This window comes from Bacillus sp. T17B1, from assembly GCF_026796395.1.
GTDB lineage: Bacteria > Bacillota > Bacilli > Bacillales > Bacillaceae > Bacillus > Bacillus spizizenii_A.
On the sequence record NZ_JALAYA010000044.1, the window covers coordinates 1 to 19,320 of the forward strand.

Genomic DNA, 19,320 nt, shown 5'->3' on the forward strand with positions numbered 1-19,320 from the left:
TCATCTTATGGGGTCAGTCCCTGAGCCGCATGCTTTTTTACTCTTCATCAACGGGATATTGACATTGTCCGCAACATGTTCCATATAATGTAGTCACTTTCTCATCTTCAAAGTAATGAATGGCTTCGTTGCAATCTTGGCAAACAATCGTACCCATCTCTCATTCCCCATTTCTTTGAAATTTGAAAACGCTTAATTTCTTTTGTTGTTATTATATTAATATGTCACATTCAAAATGTCAACAACAAACTGTATAACACATTTAACTTAAATATCGATATATATAGCGTATTTTTTCATTTTTTCACCTATAATAATTTCTTCATACATCAGCATTAATCGATACATATGGCAAAAAACATAACATGATTCCATGTTTTCTTGAACTTTAATGAAAGAACACAGTAATAAATTCTATATAATACCAGATTGCTATTTTAAACGATGGATATGATATGTAATCTCACTTTAAAAACGGTTTCAATTATATAACAATTAGGTAACAAGGAGCAGATTAAGCTGCCTCTCATGATAAACTAAAGCTAGTTTACTATTGTTTATACAGAGGAGAAGATAGATGCGATATCGCGCGGTATTTCCCATACTGATAATAGTATTTGCTTTATCGGGCTGTACGCTTACCACCATCAATCCAGTGAAAAAAAGCCGGATTGATAACATTCATCATACACAAATCTTGTTTTTTTCTAATGAGAACCAAATTGACCAGGAAGCATCCTATTACGATGCACTGCTTGATTTAGAAAAAGACTATCCCGAGCAAATAGATAAAATGAAGGTCTATGATAACAAAGAGGGCTGGGAAGATGAGATTGAAACCGTCCCTACCCTTATGGTCGTTGATCAGCGTCATGTCGTGGTGAAAATAGAGGGATGTGTGAAAAAGAAAGAAGACATCATTAAACCATTGCAGCATGTGCTGTCAAAATAAAAAAACAGCCCCGCTTTAAGCAAGGGCTGTTTTTGATATTAGCATTATTTTACGATGTGAATCGGACTTCCGATTGCCACTTCAGCTGCTTCCATTGTGATTTCGCCCAATGTTGGGTGAGCGTGAATTGTCATCGCGATATCTTCAGCAGTCATGCCGCCTTCGATCGCTAAGCTTAACTCAGAAATCATATCAGAAGCACTTGCGCCGGCGATTTGCGCACCGATCACAAGACCGTCCTCTTTACGAGTAATTAGCTTCATGAAGCCGTCTGTTTCGTTGAGGGAAAGCGCACGGCCGTTTGCTGCAAATGGGAATTTAGCAGCAACAATGTCAAGACCTTCTTCTTTCGCCTGTGCTTCAGTATAACCAACTGATGCAAGTTCAGGCTCAGAGAAGACAACCGCAGGAATACCAAGGTAATCGATTTCTGCAGGCTCTCCAGCGATAGCTTCTGCTGCGATTTTACCTTCGTAAGATGCTTTGTGAGCAAGCGGCGGTCCTTCGATGATATCACCGATTGCATAAATGTTAGGTACGCTTGTACGGCACTGTTTGTCAGTTTTCACAACACCGCGGTCCGTCATTTCAATACCGACTTGCTCAAGGCCAAGCTCATCAGTGTTTGGACGGCGTCCTACAGTAATCAGTACGTAATCAGCATCAACAGTTTTTTCTTCGCCTTTTACTTCAAAAGTAACTGTTACGCCGTCCGGTCTTTCTTCAACGCCTTTAGCCATCGCATTTGTATGGATTTCAACATTGCCTTTTTTCTTCAGTCTGCGGGTAACAAGAGAACTCATTTGTTTTTCGAAACCAGGAAGAATTTCATCTCCGCCTTCAAGAATAACGAGCTCAGTGCCAAAGTTAGCATATGCAGTTCCAAGCTCAGTTCCGATGTAGCCGCCGCCGATAACAACGAGCTTTTTAGGAATTTCTTTAAGAGCCAAAGCGCCTGTTGAATTGAGGACACGCTCAGTATATTTGAAGTTTGGCAATTCGATAGGACGAGAACCAGTTGCAATAATTGCGTTTTTGAACGTGTATGTTTGAGCAGAGTTCTCATCCATAACACGAACTGAATTGCTGTCTACAAAGTAAGCTTCACCTTTTACAACATCTACTTTGTTCCCTTTAAGAAGACCTGCAACACCGCCAGTAAGCTTGTTTACAACAGAAGTTTTCCATTCTTGAACTTTTGTGAAATCAACTGATACGTTCTCAGCAGTGATCCCCATGTCGTCAGAATGCTTTGCATTCTCATAACGGTGGCCTGCATTGATCAGCGCTTTTGAAGGGATACATCCAACGTTTAGACAAACGCCTCCAAGAGTTGCTTTTTCAACGACTGTTACTTTTTGTCCAAGCTGTGCAGCGCGGATGGCAGCTACATAGCCACCAGGTCCCGCACCAATCACAAGAGTATCTGTTTCAATAGGGAAATCTCCTACTACCATAACATTACGCCTCCATTAAAATTAATTGTGGATCGTTCAGTAAACGCTTGATGTGATTTAATGCATTTTGCGCAGTTGCTCCGTCGATCATACGGTGGTCGAAGCTGAGAGAAAGAGCTAAGACTGGAGCGGCTACGATTTCGCCATCACGAACAATCGCTTTTTCTGCAATGCGTCCGATACCAAGAATCGCAACTTCTGGATGGTTGATAACCGGAGTGAACCATTGTCCGCCGGCAGAACCGATGTTTGTAATTGTGCAAGATGCGCCTTTCATTTCAGCTGGAGCAAGCTTGCCTTCACGAGCTTTTGTTGCAAGGCCATTAATTTCATCAGAAATTTCAAAGACAGATTTACGATCTGCATTTTTCACAACCGGTACAAGCAAGCCTTTTTCAGTGTCAGCAGCGATACCGATGTTGAAGTAATGTTTTTGGACTACTTCTTCTGTTTTATCGTCAATTGACGTGTTTAAAACAGGGAATTTTTTCAGTGCAGATGTAAGAGCTTTTACAACGTAAGGCAAGTAAGTCAGCTTGATTCCTTGATCAGCAGCAACCTGTTTGAACTGTTTACGATGTGCAACAAGGTTTGTTACGTCCACTTCGTCCATTAACGTTACGTGAGGAGCTGTGTGTTTAGAGTTAACCATCGCTTTTGCAATTGCTTTACGGATACCGCTCATTTTTTCGCGTGTTTCTGGGAATTCGCCTTCTGGAGCTGGTGCAGCAGCCGGTTTAGCAGCTGTTTCTTGTGGTGCAGCTGTTTCTTGCGGCGCAGCTTCTTGCGCTCCTCCGTTTACAAAGCTGTCGATATCTTCTTTTACAACACGTCCGTTATTGCCTGAACCAGTAACATTACGGATGTCTACGCCTTTTTCACGAGCATATTTACGTACAGAAGGCATAGCGATCACGCGTTTGTTCGGGTCAACTTCGGCTTGATCCTGCTGTCCTGCGCCAGTTGCTTTTGCAGGCTCTTGTGCTTGCTCTTCTTTCGCAACGTCTTGTCCAGCTTCTGCTGTTGACTGAACTTGTGCTTCAGTTTTCGCATCATCTGACTCTTCGCTGCCTTTAAATTGAAGGTCTTCGTAACCAGGTGCATCAAACGTAATGATCGTTTGCCCAACAGTTGCAACCGTTCCCTCTTCAACTTTTAATTCTAATACTTTTCCTTTAACAGGTGAAGGAATTTCTACTACTGCTTTATCATTTTGGACTTCAGCCAGTACATCATCCTCGTCTACCTCATCGTTAGGCTTGACAAACCATTTTACGATTTCGCCTTCGTGGATACCTTCCCCGATATCTGGAAGTTTAAATTCAAATGCCACAGTTCTCGACCTCCTAGTTTGATTAAGCAATTTTAAAGTTTACAACGTAAGCATTGAAAACAGATATATAATAGAGGGAAAACGTTCATCTTCCCTCTCGATTATGCAGTTTGATTAAAATTCAAGTACTTTTCTTGCTGTTTCAAGAACATCTTTATGGTTTGGAAGCCATACGCTCTCCGCTTGAGAGAAAGGAAATACTGTATCAGGCGCAGCCACGCGAAGTACAGGTGCTTCCAAGCTCAAGATCGCACGGTCATTAATTTCTGCTACTACGTTTGCAGCAATACCGGCTTGTTTTTGTGCCTCTTGAACAACAATCGCGCGTCCTGTTTTTTCTACTGATGCAATGATTGTATCAATGTCAAGCGGGCTTACAGTACGAAGGTCGACAACTTCAGCAGAAATGCCGTCTTTTTCAAGCTCCTCGGCAGCCTTTAATGATTCATGAACCATTGCGCCGTAAGTGATGATTGAAAGGTCAGTACCTTCACGTTTTACGTCAGCTTTGCCAAGCTCAATTGTGTATTCTTCTTCAGGAACTTCCTGACGGAAAGAACGATAAAGTTTCATGTGCTCTAAGAAAACAACAGGATCATTGTCTCTGATCGCAGCAATTAAAAGTCCTTTGGCATCGTAAGGAGTTGATGGAATAACAACTTTGATACCTGGCTGTTGTGCAACAAGACCTTCTAAGCTATCAGCGTGAAGCTCAGGAGTATGAACACCGCCGCCGAACGGAGAACGAATTGTTACAGGTGAAGTCCAGCGTCCGCCAGAACGGTAACGCATACGAGCCATTTGGCCAGAAACTGAATCCATTACTTCGTAAACAAATCCGAAGAATTGGATTTCCATTACCGGGCGGAAGCCGTTTAAGCCTAAACCAAGGGCAAGACCGCCGATACCAGATTCAGCAAGTGGCGTGTCAAACACACGGTCTTCACCGAATTCTTTTTGCAATCCTTCTGTCGCACGGAATACGCCGCCGTTAACACCAACGTCTTCTCCGAAAACTAAGACATTTTCGTCATTTTTCAGTTCTGTGCGTAACGCATCCGTGATTGCTTGAATCATTGTCATTTGCGCCATGGCTTACTTCGACTCCTTCTGTGTATAAATTTCAAATTGCTCCTCAAGGTTGTGAGGCATTTTTTCGTACATGATTTTCATTAAATCAGTTACTTTTTGCTTCGGCTCACCATCAGCTTTTTTGATCGCTTGTTTAATTTCTTCTTTCGCATCCTCAATTACTTTTGCTTCTTCTTCTTCAGACCATAGGCCTTTGTTTTCAAGGAACGCACGGAAGCGTACAAGCGGATCTTTTTGTTCCCACTCATTCTCGATTTCTTTTGTGCGATATTTAGTCGGATCGTCACCAGCCATTGTGTGCGGGCCGTAACGGAATGTAAGTGTTTCAATTAGCGTCGGGCCTTCGCCGTTGATTGCGCGTTCGCGTGCTTCAGCAGTTGCAGCGTATACAGCAAGCGGATCCATTCCGTCTACTTGTACGCCGACAATACCTGCAGCTACTGCTTTTTGTGCAATTGTTTCAGCCGCAGATTGTTTTTCAACCGGAGTTGAAATCGCATAGCGGTTGTTTTGTACTACGAAGATTGCAGGTGCTTTATAAGCGCCGGCAAAGTTAATTCCTTCGTAGAAGTCCCCTTGTGAAGCTCCGCCGTCACCAGTGTAAGTGATTGCGACAGCTTTCTTACCGCGTTTTTTAAGACCTAGCGCAACACCGGCAGTTTGAATGTATTGAGCACCGATAATGATTTGTGGAGAAAGGGCATTCACATCATCAGGCATTTGGTTTCCTCTGAAATGTCCGCGAGAGAAAAGAAACGCTTGATATAATGGAAGGCCGTGCCATATTAACTGAGGCACATCACGGTATCCAGGAAGAACAAAGTCTTCTTTTTCAAGCGCGAAATGCGTTGCAATCTGAGAAGCTTCTTGACCCGCAGTAGGAGCGTAGAATCCGAGACGTCCTTGACGGTTTAATGAGATAGAGCGCTGATCAAGCACACGCGTAAATACCATGCGGCGCATTAGCTCTTTTAATTGATCATCTGTTAAATCAGGCATCGCCGCTTCATTCACGACTTCTCCCTTTTCATTTAAAATTTGGAACGTTTCGAACTGCTTCTTAATGGCATCAAATTGCTTTTTACTATCAACGATAGCTTTTTTCGTTTTTGCAGCCATACTAAGTCACCTCTTCCTTTCTTTTAAACAGTCATTAGACGTGCATTCCTTTTATACATACAAACTTAGGGTACCCTAAAGTATTAGCAGTAAGTCGTATATATTTTAGCCGATCCCCAGTTTGCCAAAACCTTTTATGTAGGATAGTTACACTCTGCTTTGAACTGTATTATTTCGAAGTTGTAAAAAACTAATACAACACCGCTTAACATGGATTAGTTTACACCAAATAAAGAAGAGCCGTCAATCGTTTTCATCGCTGATTTTTAATAAATGTATTCGCTTTACATTTTCAATAAAAAAACAGATGCCAGCTGTATCTAAAACTGTACTAGTATACATCACCTTACTGTACTACAATAGAATTGGAAATTTTGAACGAAACTGACATCTTGTTTATTTAAAAAAAGAGCTGTTCATAGTCAGCTCTTTTTCACGTAATAGCCAGCGGCATCATATAGATCTTCCCGGGCTTTATTATATTTTTCTGTTTGTTCATTAAATTCTCCGCTGTATTGAAGGACCTCTTCATAAGAAGTATTGACTTTATCGATCTGCTTATCCAGATCATCTCGCGCCAAGTCTTTATCTTTCAGCTTCATATACAGCTTTTTATTAAGCTGAAGCGCTTTTTTATATTCCTCATACATCGAGCCATATGATGCATATCTTTTCTTCATATGGCTTACTGCGGCATCGGCCTTTTCTTTTATGTGTTTATCCTTAATTTGATCAGCAGACGTTTTTGCTTCCTCAAACTCCGATTCCGACTTTTTGATACTGTCATTTTCAATCTTCAGATGTGCTTCGCGCTTGCTGACATTTTCTAGCGCTTCGTTAGATAAAGCAACAATTTTTTTATAGTCATCCATATTGAGCTTCATAACATCATCATAAAGCTGATTTTCTTTTGCCTCTAATTCTTCGAGCGTTCTCTGTTCTTCTAGAAACGGCTTTTCCAATTCCGCAGCTTTTTCTAATGAATGATGAAGTGAATCAACCGGGTCCTGTCCCATGCATCCCGTTAATATCAGTGTCATCACACAAAAAGCTCCGATTTTCATTCCGGGCCGCCGTTTAATTGCGTCTTTCACGTTAAATCCCCCAATCTTGACAGTTTCTACTATAAAATCCATGTGGACGTTTGGCAATAGCTATCCTGGATGGGGCAGCTCTGAAATCAAAAAAATGAAAAATCAGGACAGATGACCATACAACTTTTCTGTTTTTACATAGGTTATAGTAGACGCTATGCCTACTTCTAAAGGCTCTGGCGTAATTAAAAGAGGAGGTTTTGTAATATGTATGGATATGGTTACGGTGGAGGCTGCTGCAGTTATGGTGGTTACGGATATGGCGGTTATAGCCACGGCCGCACCTTTGCGCTAATCGTTGTCTTATTCATTCTGTTAATCATTGTCGGAGCTGCTTATTTAGGCGGAAGCTGTTGCTAATTACACAGGATGAACTTGACCAGCCATAATTGGCTGGTCATTTGTTTCGTTGCACCTTTGTGAAGAAATCCGATATAATTTACATATTAAGCTTTAGGAGTGAAGTTTCTTGATTACTATGGAAAACATCGTACGTGACGGCCACCCAGCCCTCAGAGAGACAGCCGAGCCTGTTGAGCTGCCTCCGACTGATGCAGAAAAACAGCAGCTGGCCGACATGATCGAATTCGTTAAGAACAGCCAAAATCCGGAATTAGCCGAAAAATACAAGCTGCGTCCAGGCGTAGGACTCGCAGCTCCTCAAATTAATATCAAAAAACGAATGATCGCTGTTCATGCGGAAGATGCTTCCGGTAAGTTATACAGCTATGCTTTGTTTAACCCTAAGATCGTCAGCCATTCTGTTGAAAAAAGCTACCTAACAAGCGGCGAGGGCTGTCTGTCTGTTGATGAAGCGATTCCCGGTTTTGTTCCCCGCTATGCTCGCATCAGAGTGAAAGGAACAACCCTTGAAGGTGAAAACATTGACATCCGTTTAAAAGGATTTCCGGCAATTGTGTTTCAGCACGAGATTGATCATCTGAACGGCGTTATGTTCTATGATCATATTGATAAGGAGAATCCTTTCAAAGAACCTGAAGATGCAATTGCGATTGAGCGCTAAAAAGAAAAACGGCTGGCACAGTGCCAGCCGTTTCTTTATTTTAAGAGACCCAGTTCTTTCACAGCGTATGCAATTCCATCCTCGTCTACCGGCTTGGTTACAAAGTCCGCAATTTCTTTCAATTCAGGAACAGCATTTCCCATAGCTACGCCGGTCCCGACATACTCAATCATTTGCAGATCGTTTAATCCGTCGCCGAAAGCATATGTATCGCTGATATCAAACGGTAGACGCTCGATCACTTTTTTGATCCCTTCCGCCTTCGAACCCCCATGCGGCAGAACATCAGTCGAATACTCATGCCAGCGCACTAAATCAAATTCAGGAAAAGCGGCATAAGCTTTTTCTTCTTCATCCTGGCAAAATAATAAAAGCTGAAAAATTTCTTTCCCTTTATAGAAAAGGTCATCAGTTTCTGGATAATCAGTTTTAAGGCTTCCGATTCCCTCCAAAACATGAGGGTGATCCGCAACAGTTGCTTTCATCGCGTCCTCAGCCATAAATACGACAGGATGTTTGCCCTTTCCCGCCTGCATTAATAAGCGCCTGATTGCCTCTTCAGGCAGCGGATTTTTATAAATTACTTGATTTTCAAAGACAACATACTGCCCATTGTAGGAAATAAATGAGTGTATGCCCAGCTCCTCCAAAATTGGCTTAACCATAAAAGGAGACCGCCCGCTGGCAATAAATACATGATGCCCTTGACGTTGCAGCTCCGCTACCGTTTTTCTCGTACTTTCCGGTATATTCTTGTCATGATCATATATCGTACCGTCAATATCAAAAAAGATTAATTTTGAATCCATCTAACGTCCCCTTTATCGTCTTGATCTGCAATTCCCACCCTCATCATACAAAAAGATTGCCATTCAGCAAACTATTTCGTTCAAAAATTATGTTAAATTCCATTAATAACCACGAGAAATCTTTTTCAACCTCCGTATACTATTCATATAAAAAACTCTGGACAAATGTTTATTAAAGGAGGGACTGACACCAATGCTGCGCAAATTAAGAAAGAAACTCAGAAGACAATGGAACGGAATGCTCCGCAAGAAAGCCATTGCCTGACAAGGGATCTTTCACTTTTTGAGAGATCCTTATTTTGCTCAAGGCTTTCCTTATATTCCGTTTTCGAATATAATAGAGTAAGCGAGTCTAACATACGGCATTTAAGGAGAGATTTGGATGATTTATAAGGTATTTTATCAAGAAAAGGCTGACGAAGTACCTGTTCGGGAAAAGACAGATTCACTTTATATTGAAGGCGTATCTGAGCGTGACGTCAGAACAAAGCTGAAAGAGAAGAAATTTAATATTGAGTTTATCACACCTGTTGATGGTGCATATTTAGAATATGAACAACAGAGCGAAAATTTTAAAGTATTGGAGTTATGAGCGGTATGAAATTTGTAAAAAATGATCAGACTGCTGTTTTCGCCCTCGGAGGTTTGGGCGAAATCGGTAAAAATACGTACGCAGTTCAATTTCAGGATGAAATTGTTCTGATTGATGCAGGGATCAAGTTTCCCGAGGATGAACTGCTCGGCATTGACTACGTGATCCCTGATTACACGTATTTAGTCAAAAATGAAGATAAAATTAAAGGGCTTTTTATCACCCACGGGCACGAAGACCATATCGGCGGTATACCGTACCTGCTCAGACAAGTGAATGTTCCTGTTTACGGCGGTAAACTCGCGATCGGCTTACTTCGGAATAAACTTGAAGAGCATGGATTATTAAGACAGACGAAGCTGAATATTATCGGTGAAGATGATATCGTAAAGTTCCGCAAAACGGCTGTGTCATTCTTCAGAACAACACATAGTATTCCGGATTCTTACGGTATAGTTGTAAAGACGCCGCCAGGAAACATCGTACATACTGGAGATTTCAAATTCGACTTTACTCCAGTCGGAGAGCCAGCAAACTTGACAAAAATGGCCGAAATCGGAAAAGAAGGCGTTCTGTGCCTCCTTTCAGACAGCACAAATAGTGAGAACCCAGAGTTCACTATGTCTGAACGCCGTGTCGGAGAAAGCATTCATGACATTTTCCGCAAGGTAGACGGCCGTATTATCTTCGCTACGTTTGCGTCGAATATCCACCGCTTGCAGCAGGTAATTGAGGCTGCTGTATTAAAAGGAAGAAAAGTTGCCGTATTTGGACGCAGTATGGAATCGGCTATTGAAATCGGACAAACTCTCGGATATATTAACTGTCCTAAAAATACATTTATTGAGCATAACGAAATCAATCGTTTGCCTGCCAATAAAGTAACAATTTTATGTACAGGAAGCCAAGGGGAACCGATGGCGGCATTATCAAGAATTGCAAACGGGACACACCGCCAAATTTCAATTAATCCTGGAGATACAGTCGTATTTTCTTCGTCCCCTATCCCAGGCAACACAATCAGCGTAAGCCGGACGATCAACCAGCTATATCGCGCGGGGGCCGAGGTTATTCACGGACCTCTTAATGATATCCATACATCCGGTCACGGCGGACAGGAAGAACAGAAGCTGATGCTTCGTTTAATCAAGCCTAAATTCTTCATGCCGATTCACGGTGAGTACAGAATGCAAAAGATGCATGTCAAACTTGCAACAGATTGTGGCATCCCTGAAGAAAACTGCTTTATCATGGATAATGGTGAAGTATTGGCGCTTAAAGGCGATGAAGCTTCAGTTGCCGGTAAAATCCCGTCCGGTTCAGTATACATTGACGGAAGCGGCATCGGTGATATTGGCAATATCGTGCTTCGCGACCGCAGAATTCTTTCTGAGGAAGGTCTTGTCATTGTGGTTGTCAGCATTGATATGGATGGCTTTAAGATTTCAGCGGGCCCTGATTTGATTTCCAGAGGATTTGTGTACATGAGAGAATCTGGCGACTTAATCAATGACGCTCAAGAGCTTATCTCAAACCACCTACAAAAAGTGATGGAACGAAAAACCACTCAATGGTCCGAAATCAAAAATGAGATTACAGACACGCTTGCGCCGTTCTTATATGAAAAAACGAAACGCCGTCCGATGATCCTACCGATCATCATGGAGGTTTAAAAAAAGATGCACTCCAAAGTGAGTGCATCTTTTTTTATTGCAATGCAATATGCTGAAATGATTTTACATCAAATAAACCTGTTGTCGTCATTTTGATGTCAGGAATGACAGGCAAAGCTAAAAACGACAGCGTCAAAAATGGATTAAACCCACCTGTGAAACCGACTAACGACAATTTATCATGCAGCGTCAGTAAGCTTTGATTCACTTGTTCTGCAGATTGGTCGGATAATAACCCCGCAATCGGCAGCGGTACTGAATGAAGCTCTTCTCCATTTTTTATGACCGTTAACCCTCCGCCAATTTCCTGCAGCTTATTTACTGCAGCCGCAATATCGGCATCATTTGTTCCGACGGCAATAATATTATGGGAATCGTGCGAAATGGTTGTAGCAATCGCTCCGCTCTTCAACCCAAATCCTTTCACAACACCAAGCCCGATTTCTTTTAAACCATTATGCCGCTCAACAACTGCAATCTTTAACAAGTCGAGCTCAATGTCAGACTCAAAATCACGAGCATTAGGAGCCTCGACATGTATCAACCGTGTTTCAAGCTGATTTGGAATAATTTGAATCACATTGATCTCCTGCTTTGAATCAATTGGCATATAAAAATTCTGTTTGTTAAGAGGAGCAGCTAGCTTAACAGAATTAAGCAGTGCTGGTTCTGGTGCCGCCGTTGAAGAGCTATCTTGATACATTACTTTGCTGCCTTCAGCAACAGTCTGTCCTTTGACCATCGTCATTGTGACAGTGACGTTTTCCAGATCAGATACAAAGAGCAAATCAGCGTCAAAACCTGGGGCAATCGCTCCCTTTGTATCTAATCCATAGCATTCGGCTGCGTTAAGGCTTCCTAATTGATAGGCTAAAAACGGGTTTAGTCCGGCTTGAATCGCCATTTTCACCTGATGATTCACACTACCCTCTGACAATAAATCATCCACATGCTTATCATCCGTACAGAAGAAGAAACGGCGCGCGTTCTTTTCATTCACCGCCGGCAGCACATTGAGAGTGTTTTTGGCGACTGACCCTTCACGCATCATCACATACATTCCCCTTCTAATACGATCGAGGGCTTCTTCCTTCGTCGTTACTTCATGATCGTTTAAGACCAATGCGGTTCTATATATGTTAATGAGATCTGTAGATAACCCCGCCAAATGACCGTCTATCTGCTTTCCTGCAATACGGGCATCAAGCAGTTTCTGAACCATATCTTCTTCAGCCTGCTGAACCGACACATAATCCATAACTTCAGCCAGCCCCAATACTTCTCCCTCTTTGTAAAAAGGCTTTAAATCGGCAGCTTTTAGCACTGCGCCTGATCGCTCAAAGCTTGCGGCAGGCACACTGGAGGGGAGCATAAAATGGATATTCAGCGGTGTTTGCCGAGCCTGTTCAATCATGAATGCAATCCCTTTTTCCCCAGACACATTCGCGATTTCATGCGGATCGGTAACAACGGTCGTCACGCCATGTGGCAGTATCGCTTTAGCGAATTCTATTGGTGTAACCATTGATGACTCAATATGTACATGTCCATCAATAAAACCCGGAACAATCATTTGCCCCTCCGCATCAATGATATTTTCGCCTTCATACTCGCCGAGGCCTACAATGACTCCATCTGTAATCGCAATATCTTCATATATCCACTCTTGATTATATACGTCCATGATTTTTCCGTTCTTAATGACGATATCAGCTTTTTGTCTTCGGGCTGAAGCATTCAGCCTATTGACCAGCGCTTCTTTATTCATATAGGCCCCTCCTCTTTTATTATATGGTACAATATGCTATCGGAACGCCTATGCTTAGTCAATAAAATTTTAAGAAATTGACGCTCATTTCATTAAAGTTGTTATATTCTGACAATAGTAAAAACACCGCCCTTTGGGACGGCTTATTTTACTGCTATTTGGTATGAAGAACTCTTTTTTCGAAACGGGAAATGTCTGTATCTGATCCAATAACGATGAGGATATCTTCTTGATGTATCACTTCCGTCGCAAGAGGTGATACGATGACTTCCTTGCCCCTTTTGATAGCTACGATGTTAATACCGTATTTCGCACGAATATCTAAATCGAGAAGCGTATTTCCCGCCAGGCGGCTGTTAGCCACAATTTCAACAATACTGTGCTCTTCAGACAGCTCCAAATAATCAAGTACGTTGTTGGACACAATGTTATGCGCAATACGTTTTGCCATATCGCGTTCCGGGTGGATGATGTGATCGGCACCGATTTTAGAGAGCACTTTTTCGTGATAATCGTTCTGTGCCTTCACTGTAATGGTATGAACGCCAAGTTCTTTCAGAATGAGAGTTGTTAAAATACTCGCTTGAATATTTTCTCCAATTGCTACAATGACGTGGTCAAAATTTCGCAGACCCAAATTTTTCAGGACAGATTCGTCTGTTGAATCACCGATAACGGCGTGGGATGCAATCTTGGCATACTCGTTGACTTTATCTTCATCGATATCCATCGCCATAACCTCGACGCCTTCTTCACTTAATGCTTTGCAAATACTGCCACCAAAACGGCCAAGTCCAATTACCGCAAATTCTTTTTTCATAATGGTGCTCCTTTACCTGACTTCATATTGATCAAATTTTATCATATTCTTCTGTAACAGTGTTAATTTCGTTTAACCTTTTGGGAGCGAATTCATATGCCGCTTGAGCTTTTCAGCAAACCCCGGTGACAAATACATCTTCGCTCCGCGTTCAATTTCAATCTGATAGTGCTGGGGCGGAGCAGTTTCCGCTTCTTTTTGGAGGACGAGAAAGGTTAAGCAGTCTGTGTAACGCCTTCCGTCTGCCTCAACGTCTACAAATGCCGGCCGATACGTGAGAGATTCAACACCTTCCCTTTTGTACAGATAGGAGAGAGCAGAGAAAGGAATACGATATAAAACGCCTTCTGTTGTTCCACCGTCTTCCATCATATCCGCTCTTGACCCGTCTTTCCTTTTTAGGGTGAATCGGGTTGTGTACCCTTTTAAAACAGCTCTTCCCACTGGATCTTGAAAATAGTGATCGACTCCTGACTTCTGAAAGCGGACATTGTCCATGCAGGACCCATAGGCAAAATAATAAACAGGATTTTTCGATTTGCTGATCATCTGATGTTCTTTCCAGTCGCCGCTGTTTATTATCGGAAAGCCGGCACACTCATCTTTGTTCATAAAATAAACAAGCGCTTTTTTGATCCCGGCATCCGTTTCTACATGCACTGTTTGTTTATCATAGCCTTGATAAAATTGATCGAGCTTATGTATACATAATTCGTCTGCTTCATATACCTCGCCGCATATATAGCCCTCATTTTCAAAAACGGCTGCGGGTCCCTCTTTTGCAGCGAACAGACATCCCTTCGTCCTGGCCTGCTCATTGATACATGCCGATTGAGCAAGCAGGTGATGATTTTCTTCATGTTTTCTTAATGTTCCGTATACAAACAGAAGCGAGTTCATCTTCATGTTCCCCCTCTCAGGTGTCTGATGTTAAAGGCAAAACAACTTGAAAGACGCTGCCTTTTCCAGCTTCACTTTCGATTTTCAATTCCCCGTCATGTTCTTTCAAAATTCTCAAACAAATGGCAAGTCCGAGTCCGGTGCCCTTTTCTTTTGTTGAATAAAAAGGTTTGCCAATTTGTTTAAGCTTTTCCTGCGGCATGCCGTTCCCTTCATCTTTAACGCTTATCACTGCATGAGAGGCTGTTTTAGCAGTCGAAATGGTTACGACACCGCCTTTTGGCATTGCCTCAATTCCATTTTTTATGATATTGATAAAAACCTGCTTCAGCTGATTTTCGTCTCCGTTAATGATACAGCCATCTGTCTCTTTGAAATCTTTTTCTATGACGATATTGGACAGAATAGCATTGGTATCAAGCAATGTCGTGACTTGTTTCAGTATCTCGTTAAGCTGATGCATTTTAAATGTGACCGCCTGCGGTTTTGCAAGCAGCAACAGCTCGCTGAGCACCAAATCAATTCTTTTAATCTCTGAAAAGATGATGTCAAAATAGCCTTTTCTTTCCGGATATTGTGTTTTCATAATCTGAAGGAAACCGCTGACAGATGTTAAAGGGTTTCTGACCTCGTGTGCAATACCAGCAGCAAGCTCACTCGTAATTGACAGTTTTTGAGATTCTCTCGCCAGCCGTTCATTAATCTCAATGAGCTCATCTTCAGCCTCTTTCCGCTCAGTAATATCTGACATTGTACCCAGGCTGCCTGTAAATTGGTCATCTCGGTCGTAGTAAAGTTTATAATGAACTTCTCCCCAAAAAATCGTGCCGCTCTTTTTCACGTATTTTGCCGTAAACATGCCAGAAGACGCTCTGTTTTGAATTTGGCTGTTAATGTGGTCGGCTACGTGCTTTTCTTTTATGAAGTAATCATTATACATCGTTCCCATACATTCACTGATTGAAAAGCCGGTTATGGATGCCCACGCTTGGTTTAAATATGTAATTTCGCCTTTTGCATTCGTTTGAAATACGATTTCCTGCAGATTATCCATGATGCGGTTTTTTTCTTCAGAAAGCTGTTTATACTTCCATTCATTATCCTTCATTTTCTTAATCAGCTGCTGTTTCTCATCGACATAATAAGCCAGCATCCAAACACTTACTATCGTGACTGCAGTATACACAATATCAACAGGCCAATTAATCGGATTTTTGCCTATAATATAAAATAAATAATCCCAAAACATAATAAATATCATTGCCAAAATGATGGAAATGATACGAGCTTGATATTTTCTCATATGACCACCTGCCGCTTGTGTTTCTCTACTTATTGTACCATTATTCGACAAAATAATTGAGTAAAATATGTAAAGTATCCCAAATCATTCATTACCTAATATTCATGATGTCATATTTTAGGCGGCTTTAATCAGAAATTGGCACGAAAAAAAGACGGAGATTCTATCGCTCCGCCTTTTTCATAACATGATATTATTCTTTTAAAGCGGCTTGAATTTCTTCGAGTAGCAGCTGTGCACCTTCAGGACTTAACGTAATTTTACCGTTGCCGTATTCTTTATTTTCTGAAGTGATTTCTCCGGTCATTAAACAGACACCCTGAGGCTTGTACTTTTTCAAGATAATTTTATCCCCGTCAACAAAAAACTCAATGCTGTCTTTTATAGCAATATCAAGTGCCCTTCTTAATTCTATCGGCATGACAATACGACCTAATTCATCTACTTTTCTTACAACACCTATTGATTTCATAAAAACCCTTCTTCCTTTAAATGTTTCTTTCTCATGTAATGTTTAAGGATGTACCTCAATATATCGTAGACGTACGAAACTTACAAAAAGTTTCCCGCTGTCTATAAAGTATTACAAGATATTTTTTCCATAAAACCGAAAAATGTATTACTTCTGTTACACAGTTCCGCATTTTTTTACAAAAACATTTCTTTACCGACGCACACCCCCAAAAATCGCTTCATTTCTTAGAAACTTTAAATGTAGAATCATATAAAATCAGGATAAAGATTGGGTGAAAACATGTTTCAATCAACTGAAATTGGGATTGACTTAGGAACAGCTAATATACTTGTTTACAGCAAAAATAAAGGGATTATCTTAAATGAACCATCTGTTGTCGCAGTGGATACAACAACAAAAGCAGTTCTTGCAATCGGGGCTGACGCGAAAAACATGATCGGTAAAACACCGGGAAAAATTGTCGCTGTCAGACCGATGAAAGATGGCGTTATCGCAGACTATGATATGACAACCGACCTGCTAAAACACATTATGAAGAAAGCCGCAAAAAGTATCGGCATGTCATTCAGAAAACCGAACGTAGTCGTTTGCACACCTTCAGGCTCAACAGCAGTAGAACGCCGGGCCATCAGTGATGCGGTGAAAAATTGCGGCGCTAAAAACGTCCATTTAATTGAAGAGCCAGTAGCAGCCGCTATCGGGGCGGATTTACCGGTCGATGAGCCGGTAGCCAATGTGGTAGTGGATATCGGCGGAGGGACGACAGAAGTCGCCATCATTTCCTTCGGCGGCGTTGTTTCCTGCCACTCTATCAGAATAGGCGGGGACCAGCTTGATGAGGATATCGTTTCTTTCGTCCGGAAAAAATACAATTTACTGATTGGCGAACGCACAGCTGAGCAGGTGAAAATGGAAATTGGCCATGCCTTGATTGAGCATGTTCCTGAAGCAATAGAAATTCGGGGACGCGACCTCGTGACAGGCCTTCCAAAAACCATTATGCTTCAATCTAATGAAATTCAAGATGCAATGCGTGAATCTCTCCTCCATATACTCGAAGCTATCAGAGCTACACTTGAGGACTGCCCCCCTGAATTGAGCGGAGATATTGTTGACCGCGGCGTTATTTTAACAGGCGGCGGCGCGCTCCTTAACGGGATTAAAGAATGGCTCACAGAGGAGATTGTCGTGCCTGTACACGTGGCGCAAAACCCGCTTGAATGTGTGGCAGTCGGCACCGGCCGTTCTTTAGAAGTGATTGATAAGCTTCAAAAGGCGGTTAAATAGTCTTTTCCTGAAAAAATCTTACATACAGTAAATTTCTTGCTTCTTTTTTCCTTACTCCCTTCATATTGTGGGGAATGGAGAAATGTTAAGGAGGAAACAGATGCTAAGAGATTTAGGAAGAAGAGTAGCGATCGCAGCCATTTTAAGCGGAATTATACTTGGGGGCATGAGCATTTCTTTAGCAAATATGCCCCATTCGCCTGCAGGCGGCAATGTAAAACTGAATCATCCGTAATATCGAAAAACCCAAGACATGTTGTTTTGGGTTTTTCACTTTGGCCTCCTTTCTTTCCTAAATAGGATCATATTTGATATGATGAGAAGAAAGTTTAAGGAGGAATGACTCATGGATTCATTTTCACAGAAATTAAATACATATGCGCAACTGGCTGTAGAGGTCGGCGTAAACGTCCAAAAAGGCCAGTATGTAGTTGTAAATGCTTCAACAAACGTACGGGATTTTGTCCGCTTAATTGTGAAACATGCATATGAAAAAGGTGCAAAAAATGTTACGGTGAATTGGCAGGATGACGAAGTCTCCAAATTAAAATATGAACTCGCGCCGTTTGAAGCTTTTGAAGAATACCCTGAATGGGAAGCAAAAGGCAGAGAAGAGCTCGCTAAAAAGGGAGCCGCTTTCATCTCTGTTGTGTCGTCAAACCCAGACTTGCTAAAAGGTGTAGATTCTAAACGGATTGCTGCCTTCCAAAAAGCAGAAGGCAAAGCATTACATACATACAGACAATATATTCAATCAGACAAAGTCAGCTGGACTGTCGTAGGTGCGGCGTCAGCGGGCTGGGCTCAAAAAGTCTTTCCTGGCAAATCAGAGGAGGAAGCTATTCAGCTTCTGTGGGAAGAAATTTTTAAAGCGACGCGTGTAAACGAAGACAACCCTGTTCAAGCGTGGATGAATCATGATCAAAATCTTCATGAAAAAGTTGACCATTTGAACGAGAGACATTACGCTGCTCTACATTATCAAGCAGAAGGAACTGATTTAACAATTAAGCTTCCTAGGAAACATGTTTGGGCTGGTGCTGGGAGCGTGAGTGAGAGCGGCCATGAGTTTATGGCCAATATGCCGACAGAAGAAGTATTTACGCTTCCGCAAAAGGACGGGGTCGACGGAGTGGTATCAAGCACAAAACCGTTAAGCTACGGCGGAAATATTATTGAAAACTTCACCCTCACGTTTAAAAATGGCCGTATAATCGATATTAAAGCTGAAAAAGGTGAGGACATTTTAAAAGAACTGGTGGAAACAGATGAGGGTTCTCACTATTTAGGTGAAGTGGCACTTATTCCTTACGATTCACCTATATCACAATCAAATATTCTTTTCTATAACACATTGTTTGATGAAAACGCGTCAAATCATTTGGCGATCGGAAGTGCATATGCCTTTAACATTGAAGGCGGAAAACAGATGTCTCGTGAGGAGCTTGTTAAAGAGGGTTTAAATGAAAGCATTACACACGTGGACTTTATGATTGGTTCTAAGGATATGAATATTGACGGAATTACGTCAGACGGAAAAAGAGAGCCTATCTTCAGAAACGGAAATTGGGCTTTTTAAAACAAAAGGAGGCTTTTCGCCTCCTCAGCTTGTAGAGAAAACG

The 19,320-nt window shown here is 41.8% G+C and carries 20 protein-coding genes; 8 read left to right on the top strand and 12 right to left on the bottom strand.

The annotated features are described in order from the left end of the window. Positions 1 to 37 precede the first annotated feature (37 nt). The gene (locus MOF34_RS18225; protein ID WP_079996350.1) at positions 38 to 157 is read right to left on the bottom strand and encodes a GapA-binding peptide SR1P; all 120 of its coding nucleotides are present in this window, start codon (positions 155 to 157) and stop codon (positions 38 to 40) included. Positions 158 to 577: 420 nt separating this feature from the next. Between MOF34_RS18225 and slp the strand changes: the two genes are divergently transcribed. After that, the gene (gene slp / locus MOF34_RS18230) at positions 578 to 952 is read left to right on the top strand and encodes a peptidoglycan-associated lipoprotein Slp (RefSeq protein ID WP_019714278.1); all 375 of its coding nucleotides are present in this window, start codon (positions 578 to 580) and stop codon (positions 950 to 952) included. 44 nt (positions 953 to 996) lie between these two features. On the opposite strand, the gene lpdA is transcribed toward slp, so the two are convergent. The 5 genes from lpdA to MOF34_RS18255 all read right to left on the bottom strand — a co-directional run bounded on the left by lpdA (position 997) and on the right by MOF34_RS18255 (position 7,047). Next, positions 997 to 2,409 carry a dihydrolipoyl dehydrogenase gene (gene lpdA, locus MOF34_RS18235; protein ID WP_019714277.1) on the bottom strand — a complete coding sequence of 471 codons (1,413 nt, stop codon included), beginning with the start codon at positions 2,407 to 2,409 and terminating at the stop codon, positions 997 to 999. A gap of 4 nt (positions 2,410 to 2,413) precedes the next feature. Next, positions 2,414 to 3,742 carry a pyruvate dehydrogenase complex dihydrolipoyllysine-residue acetyltransferase gene (gene pdhC, locus MOF34_RS18240; protein WP_268401216.1) on the bottom strand — a complete coding sequence of 443 codons (1,329 nt, stop codon included), beginning with the start codon at positions 3,740 to 3,742 and terminating at the stop codon, positions 2,414 to 2,416. Positions 3,743 to 3,856: 114 nt separating this feature from the next. Continuing rightward, positions 3,857 to 4,834, bottom strand: a complete 978-nt coding sequence (gene pdhB, locus MOF34_RS18245) for a pyruvate dehydrogenase complex E1 component subunit beta (protein ID WP_003222291.1) — start codon at positions 4,832 to 4,834, stop codon at positions 3,857 to 3,859. A gap of 3 nt (positions 4,835 to 4,837) precedes the next feature. Continuing rightward, a complete protein-coding gene (gene pdhA, locus MOF34_RS18250; protein ID WP_268401217.1) occupies positions 4,838 to 5,953 on the bottom strand; it encodes a pyruvate dehydrogenase (acetyl-transferring) E1 component subunit alpha in 1,116 nt (371 codons plus the stop codon). A 422-nt stretch (positions 5,954 to 6,375) separates the two neighbouring features. Next, positions 6,376 to 7,047, bottom strand: coding sequence for a YkyA family protein (locus MOF34_RS18255; protein ID WP_268401218.1), 672 nt, complete (start codon positions 7,045 to 7,047; stop codon positions 6,376 to 6,378). Positions 7,048 to 7,254: 207 nt separating this feature from the next. On the opposite strand from MOF34_RS18255, the gene MOF34_RS18260 reads away from it, so the two are divergent. Both MOF34_RS18260 and def read left to right on the top strand, forming a co-directional pair. Beyond that, positions 7,255 to 7,407: a YjcZ family sporulation protein gene (locus MOF34_RS18260; protein ID WP_019714275.1), complete on the top strand. Its 153-nt coding sequence runs from the start codon at positions 7,255 to 7,257 to the stop codon at positions 7,405 to 7,407. Between the two features lie 109 nt (positions 7,408 to 7,516). Then, positions 7,517 to 8,071 (top strand): peptide deformylase, encoded by a 555-nt coding sequence (gene def, locus MOF34_RS18265; protein ID WP_019714274.1) that lies wholly within the window; start codon positions 7,517 to 7,519, stop codon positions 8,069 to 8,071. Between the two features lie 35 nt (positions 8,072 to 8,106). On the opposite strand, the gene MOF34_RS18270 is transcribed toward def, so the two are convergent. Further along, positions 8,107 to 8,880 (bottom strand): Cof-type HAD-IIB family hydrolase, encoded by a 774-nt coding sequence (locus MOF34_RS18270; RefSeq protein ID WP_268401219.1) that lies wholly within the window; start codon positions 8,878 to 8,880, stop codon positions 8,107 to 8,109. 382 nt (positions 8,881 to 9,262) lie between these two features. Between MOF34_RS18270 and rnpZA the strand changes: the two genes are divergently transcribed. Both rnpZA and rnjA read left to right on the top strand, forming a co-directional pair. Then, positions 9,263 to 9,472, top strand: a complete 210-nt coding sequence (gene rnpZA, locus MOF34_RS18275; RefSeq protein WP_019714272.1) for an RNA polymerase subunit omega 1 — start codon at positions 9,263 to 9,265, stop codon at positions 9,470 to 9,472. A gap of 5 nt (positions 9,473 to 9,477) precedes the next feature. Next, complete coding sequence (gene rnjA / locus MOF34_RS18280; RefSeq protein ID WP_019714271.1) at positions 9,478 to 11,145, top strand: ribonuclease J1; 1,668 nt, start codon at positions 9,478 to 9,480, stop codon at positions 11,143 to 11,145. A gap of 34 nt (positions 11,146 to 11,179) precedes the next feature. On the opposite strand, the gene ade is transcribed toward rnjA, so the two are convergent. From ade to abhA, 5 genes are all read right to left on the bottom strand, one after another. Next, positions 11,180 to 12,913, bottom strand: a complete 1,734-nt coding sequence (gene ade, locus MOF34_RS18285) for an adenine deaminase (RefSeq protein ID WP_268401220.1) — start codon at positions 12,911 to 12,913, stop codon at positions 11,180 to 11,182. A gap of 154 nt (positions 12,914 to 13,067) precedes the next feature. After that, positions 13,068 to 13,733 carry a Ktr system potassium transporter KtrC gene (gene ktrC, locus MOF34_RS18290; protein WP_019714269.1) on the bottom strand — a complete coding sequence of 222 codons (666 nt, stop codon included), beginning with the start codon at positions 13,731 to 13,733 and terminating at the stop codon, positions 13,068 to 13,070. 72 nt (positions 13,734 to 13,805) lie between these two features. Then, on the bottom strand, positions 13,806 to 14,633 hold the full coding sequence (locus MOF34_RS18295; RefSeq protein WP_268401221.1) for a gamma-glutamylcyclotransferase: 828 nt from the start codon (positions 14,631 to 14,633) through the stop codon (positions 13,806 to 13,808). 16 nt (positions 14,634 to 14,649) lie between these two features. Then, the gene (kinC, locus tag MOF34_RS18300) at positions 14,650 to 15,936 is read right to left on the bottom strand and encodes a two-component sensor histidine kinase KinC (RefSeq protein WP_019714267.1); all 1,287 of its coding nucleotides are present in this window, start codon (positions 15,934 to 15,936) and stop codon (positions 14,650 to 14,652) included. Between the two features lie 193 nt (positions 15,937 to 16,129). Continuing rightward, entirely contained in the window at positions 16,130 to 16,408 is a 279-nt protein-coding gene (gene abhA / locus MOF34_RS18305; protein WP_019714266.1) for a transcriptional regulator AbhA, read from the bottom strand. Positions 16,409 to 16,690: 282 nt separating this feature from the next. On the opposite strand from abhA, the gene mreBH reads away from it, so the two are divergent. From mreBH to MOF34_RS18320, 3 genes are all read left to right on the top strand, one after another. Further along, the gene (gene mreBH / locus MOF34_RS18310; protein ID WP_268401222.1) at positions 16,691 to 17,698 is read left to right on the top strand and encodes a cell shape-determining protein MreBH; all 1,008 of its coding nucleotides are present in this window, start codon (positions 16,691 to 16,693) and stop codon (positions 17,696 to 17,698) included. A gap of 100 nt (positions 17,699 to 17,798) precedes the next feature. Then, on the top strand, positions 17,799 to 17,933 hold the full coding sequence (locus MOF34_RS18315; RefSeq protein WP_019714264.1) for a protein YkpC: 135 nt from the start codon (positions 17,799 to 17,801) through the stop codon (positions 17,931 to 17,933). A 111-nt stretch (positions 17,934 to 18,044) separates the two neighbouring features. Next, positions 18,045 to 19,277 (top strand): aminopeptidase, encoded by a 1,233-nt coding sequence (locus tag MOF34_RS18320; RefSeq protein WP_268401224.1) that lies wholly within the window; start codon positions 18,045 to 18,047, stop codon positions 19,275 to 19,277. Positions 19,278 to 19,320 lie beyond the last annotated feature (43 nt).

What these genes read in the sequence shown, in the direction of transcription:
- rnjA (WP_019714271.1), top strand. Translation starts at nt 9,478, where the DNA reads ATGAAATTTGTAAAAAATGATCAGACTGCTGTTTTCGCCCTCGGAGGT.
- MOF34_RS18270 (WP_268401219.1), bottom strand. Translation starts at nt 8,880, where the DNA reads ATGGATTCAAAATTAATCTTTTTTGATATTGACGGTACGATATATGAT.
- lpdA (WP_019714277.1), bottom strand. Translation starts at nt 2,409, where the DNA reads ATGGTAGTAGGAGATTTCCCTATTGAAACAGATACTCTTGTGATTGGT.
- mreBH (WP_268401222.1), top strand. Translation starts at nt 16,691, where the DNA reads ATGTTTCAATCAACTGAAATTGGGATTGACTTAGGAACAGCTAATATA.
- ktrC (WP_019714269.1), bottom strand. Translation starts at nt 13,733, where the DNA reads ATGAAAAAAGAATTTGCGGTAATTGGACTTGGCCGTTTTGGTGGCAGT.
- slp (WP_019714278.1), top strand. Translation starts at nt 578, where the DNA reads ATGCGATATCGCGCGGTATTTCCCATACTGATAATAGTATTTGCTTTA.
- pdhA (WP_268401217.1), bottom strand. Translation starts at nt 5,953, where the DNA reads ATGGCTGCAAAAACGAAAAAAGCTATCGTTGATAGTAAAAAGCAATTT.
- rnpZA (WP_019714272.1), top strand. Translation starts at nt 9,263, where the DNA reads ATGATTTATAAGGTATTTTATCAAGAAAAGGCTGACGAAGTACCTGTT.
- kinC (WP_019714267.1), bottom strand. Translation starts at nt 15,936, where the DNA reads ATGAGAAAATATCAAGCTCGTATCATTTCCATCATTTTGGCAATGATA.
- MOF34_RS18260 (WP_019714275.1), top strand. Translation starts at nt 7,255, where the DNA reads ATGTATGGATATGGTTACGGTGGAGGCTGCTGCAGTTATGGTGGTTAC.
- abhA (WP_019714266.1), bottom strand. Translation starts at nt 16,408, where the DNA reads ATGAAATCAATAGGTGTTGTAAGAAAAGTAGATGAATTAGGTCGTATT.
- MOF34_RS18320 (WP_268401224.1), top strand. Translation starts at nt 18,045, where the DNA reads ATGGATTCATTTTCACAGAAATTAAATACATATGCGCAACTGGCTGTA.
- MOF34_RS18315 (WP_019714264.1), top strand. Translation starts at nt 17,799, where the DNA reads ATGCTAAGAGATTTAGGAAGAAGAGTAGCGATCGCAGCCATTTTAAGC.
- ade (WP_268401220.1), bottom strand. Translation starts at nt 12,913, where the DNA reads ATGAATAAAGAAGCGCTGGTCAATAGGCTGAATGCTTCAGCCCGAAGA.
- MOF34_RS18295 (WP_268401221.1), bottom strand. Translation starts at nt 14,633, where the DNA reads ATGAACTCGCTTCTGTTTGTATACGGAACATTAAGAAAACATGAAGAA.
- pdhB (WP_003222291.1), bottom strand. Translation starts at nt 4,834, where the DNA reads ATGGCGCAAATGACAATGATTCAAGCAATCACGGATGCGTTACGCACA.
- MOF34_RS18225 (WP_079996350.1), bottom strand. Translation starts at nt 157, where the DNA reads ATGGGTACGATTGTTTGCCAAGATTGCAACGAAGCCATTCATTACTTT.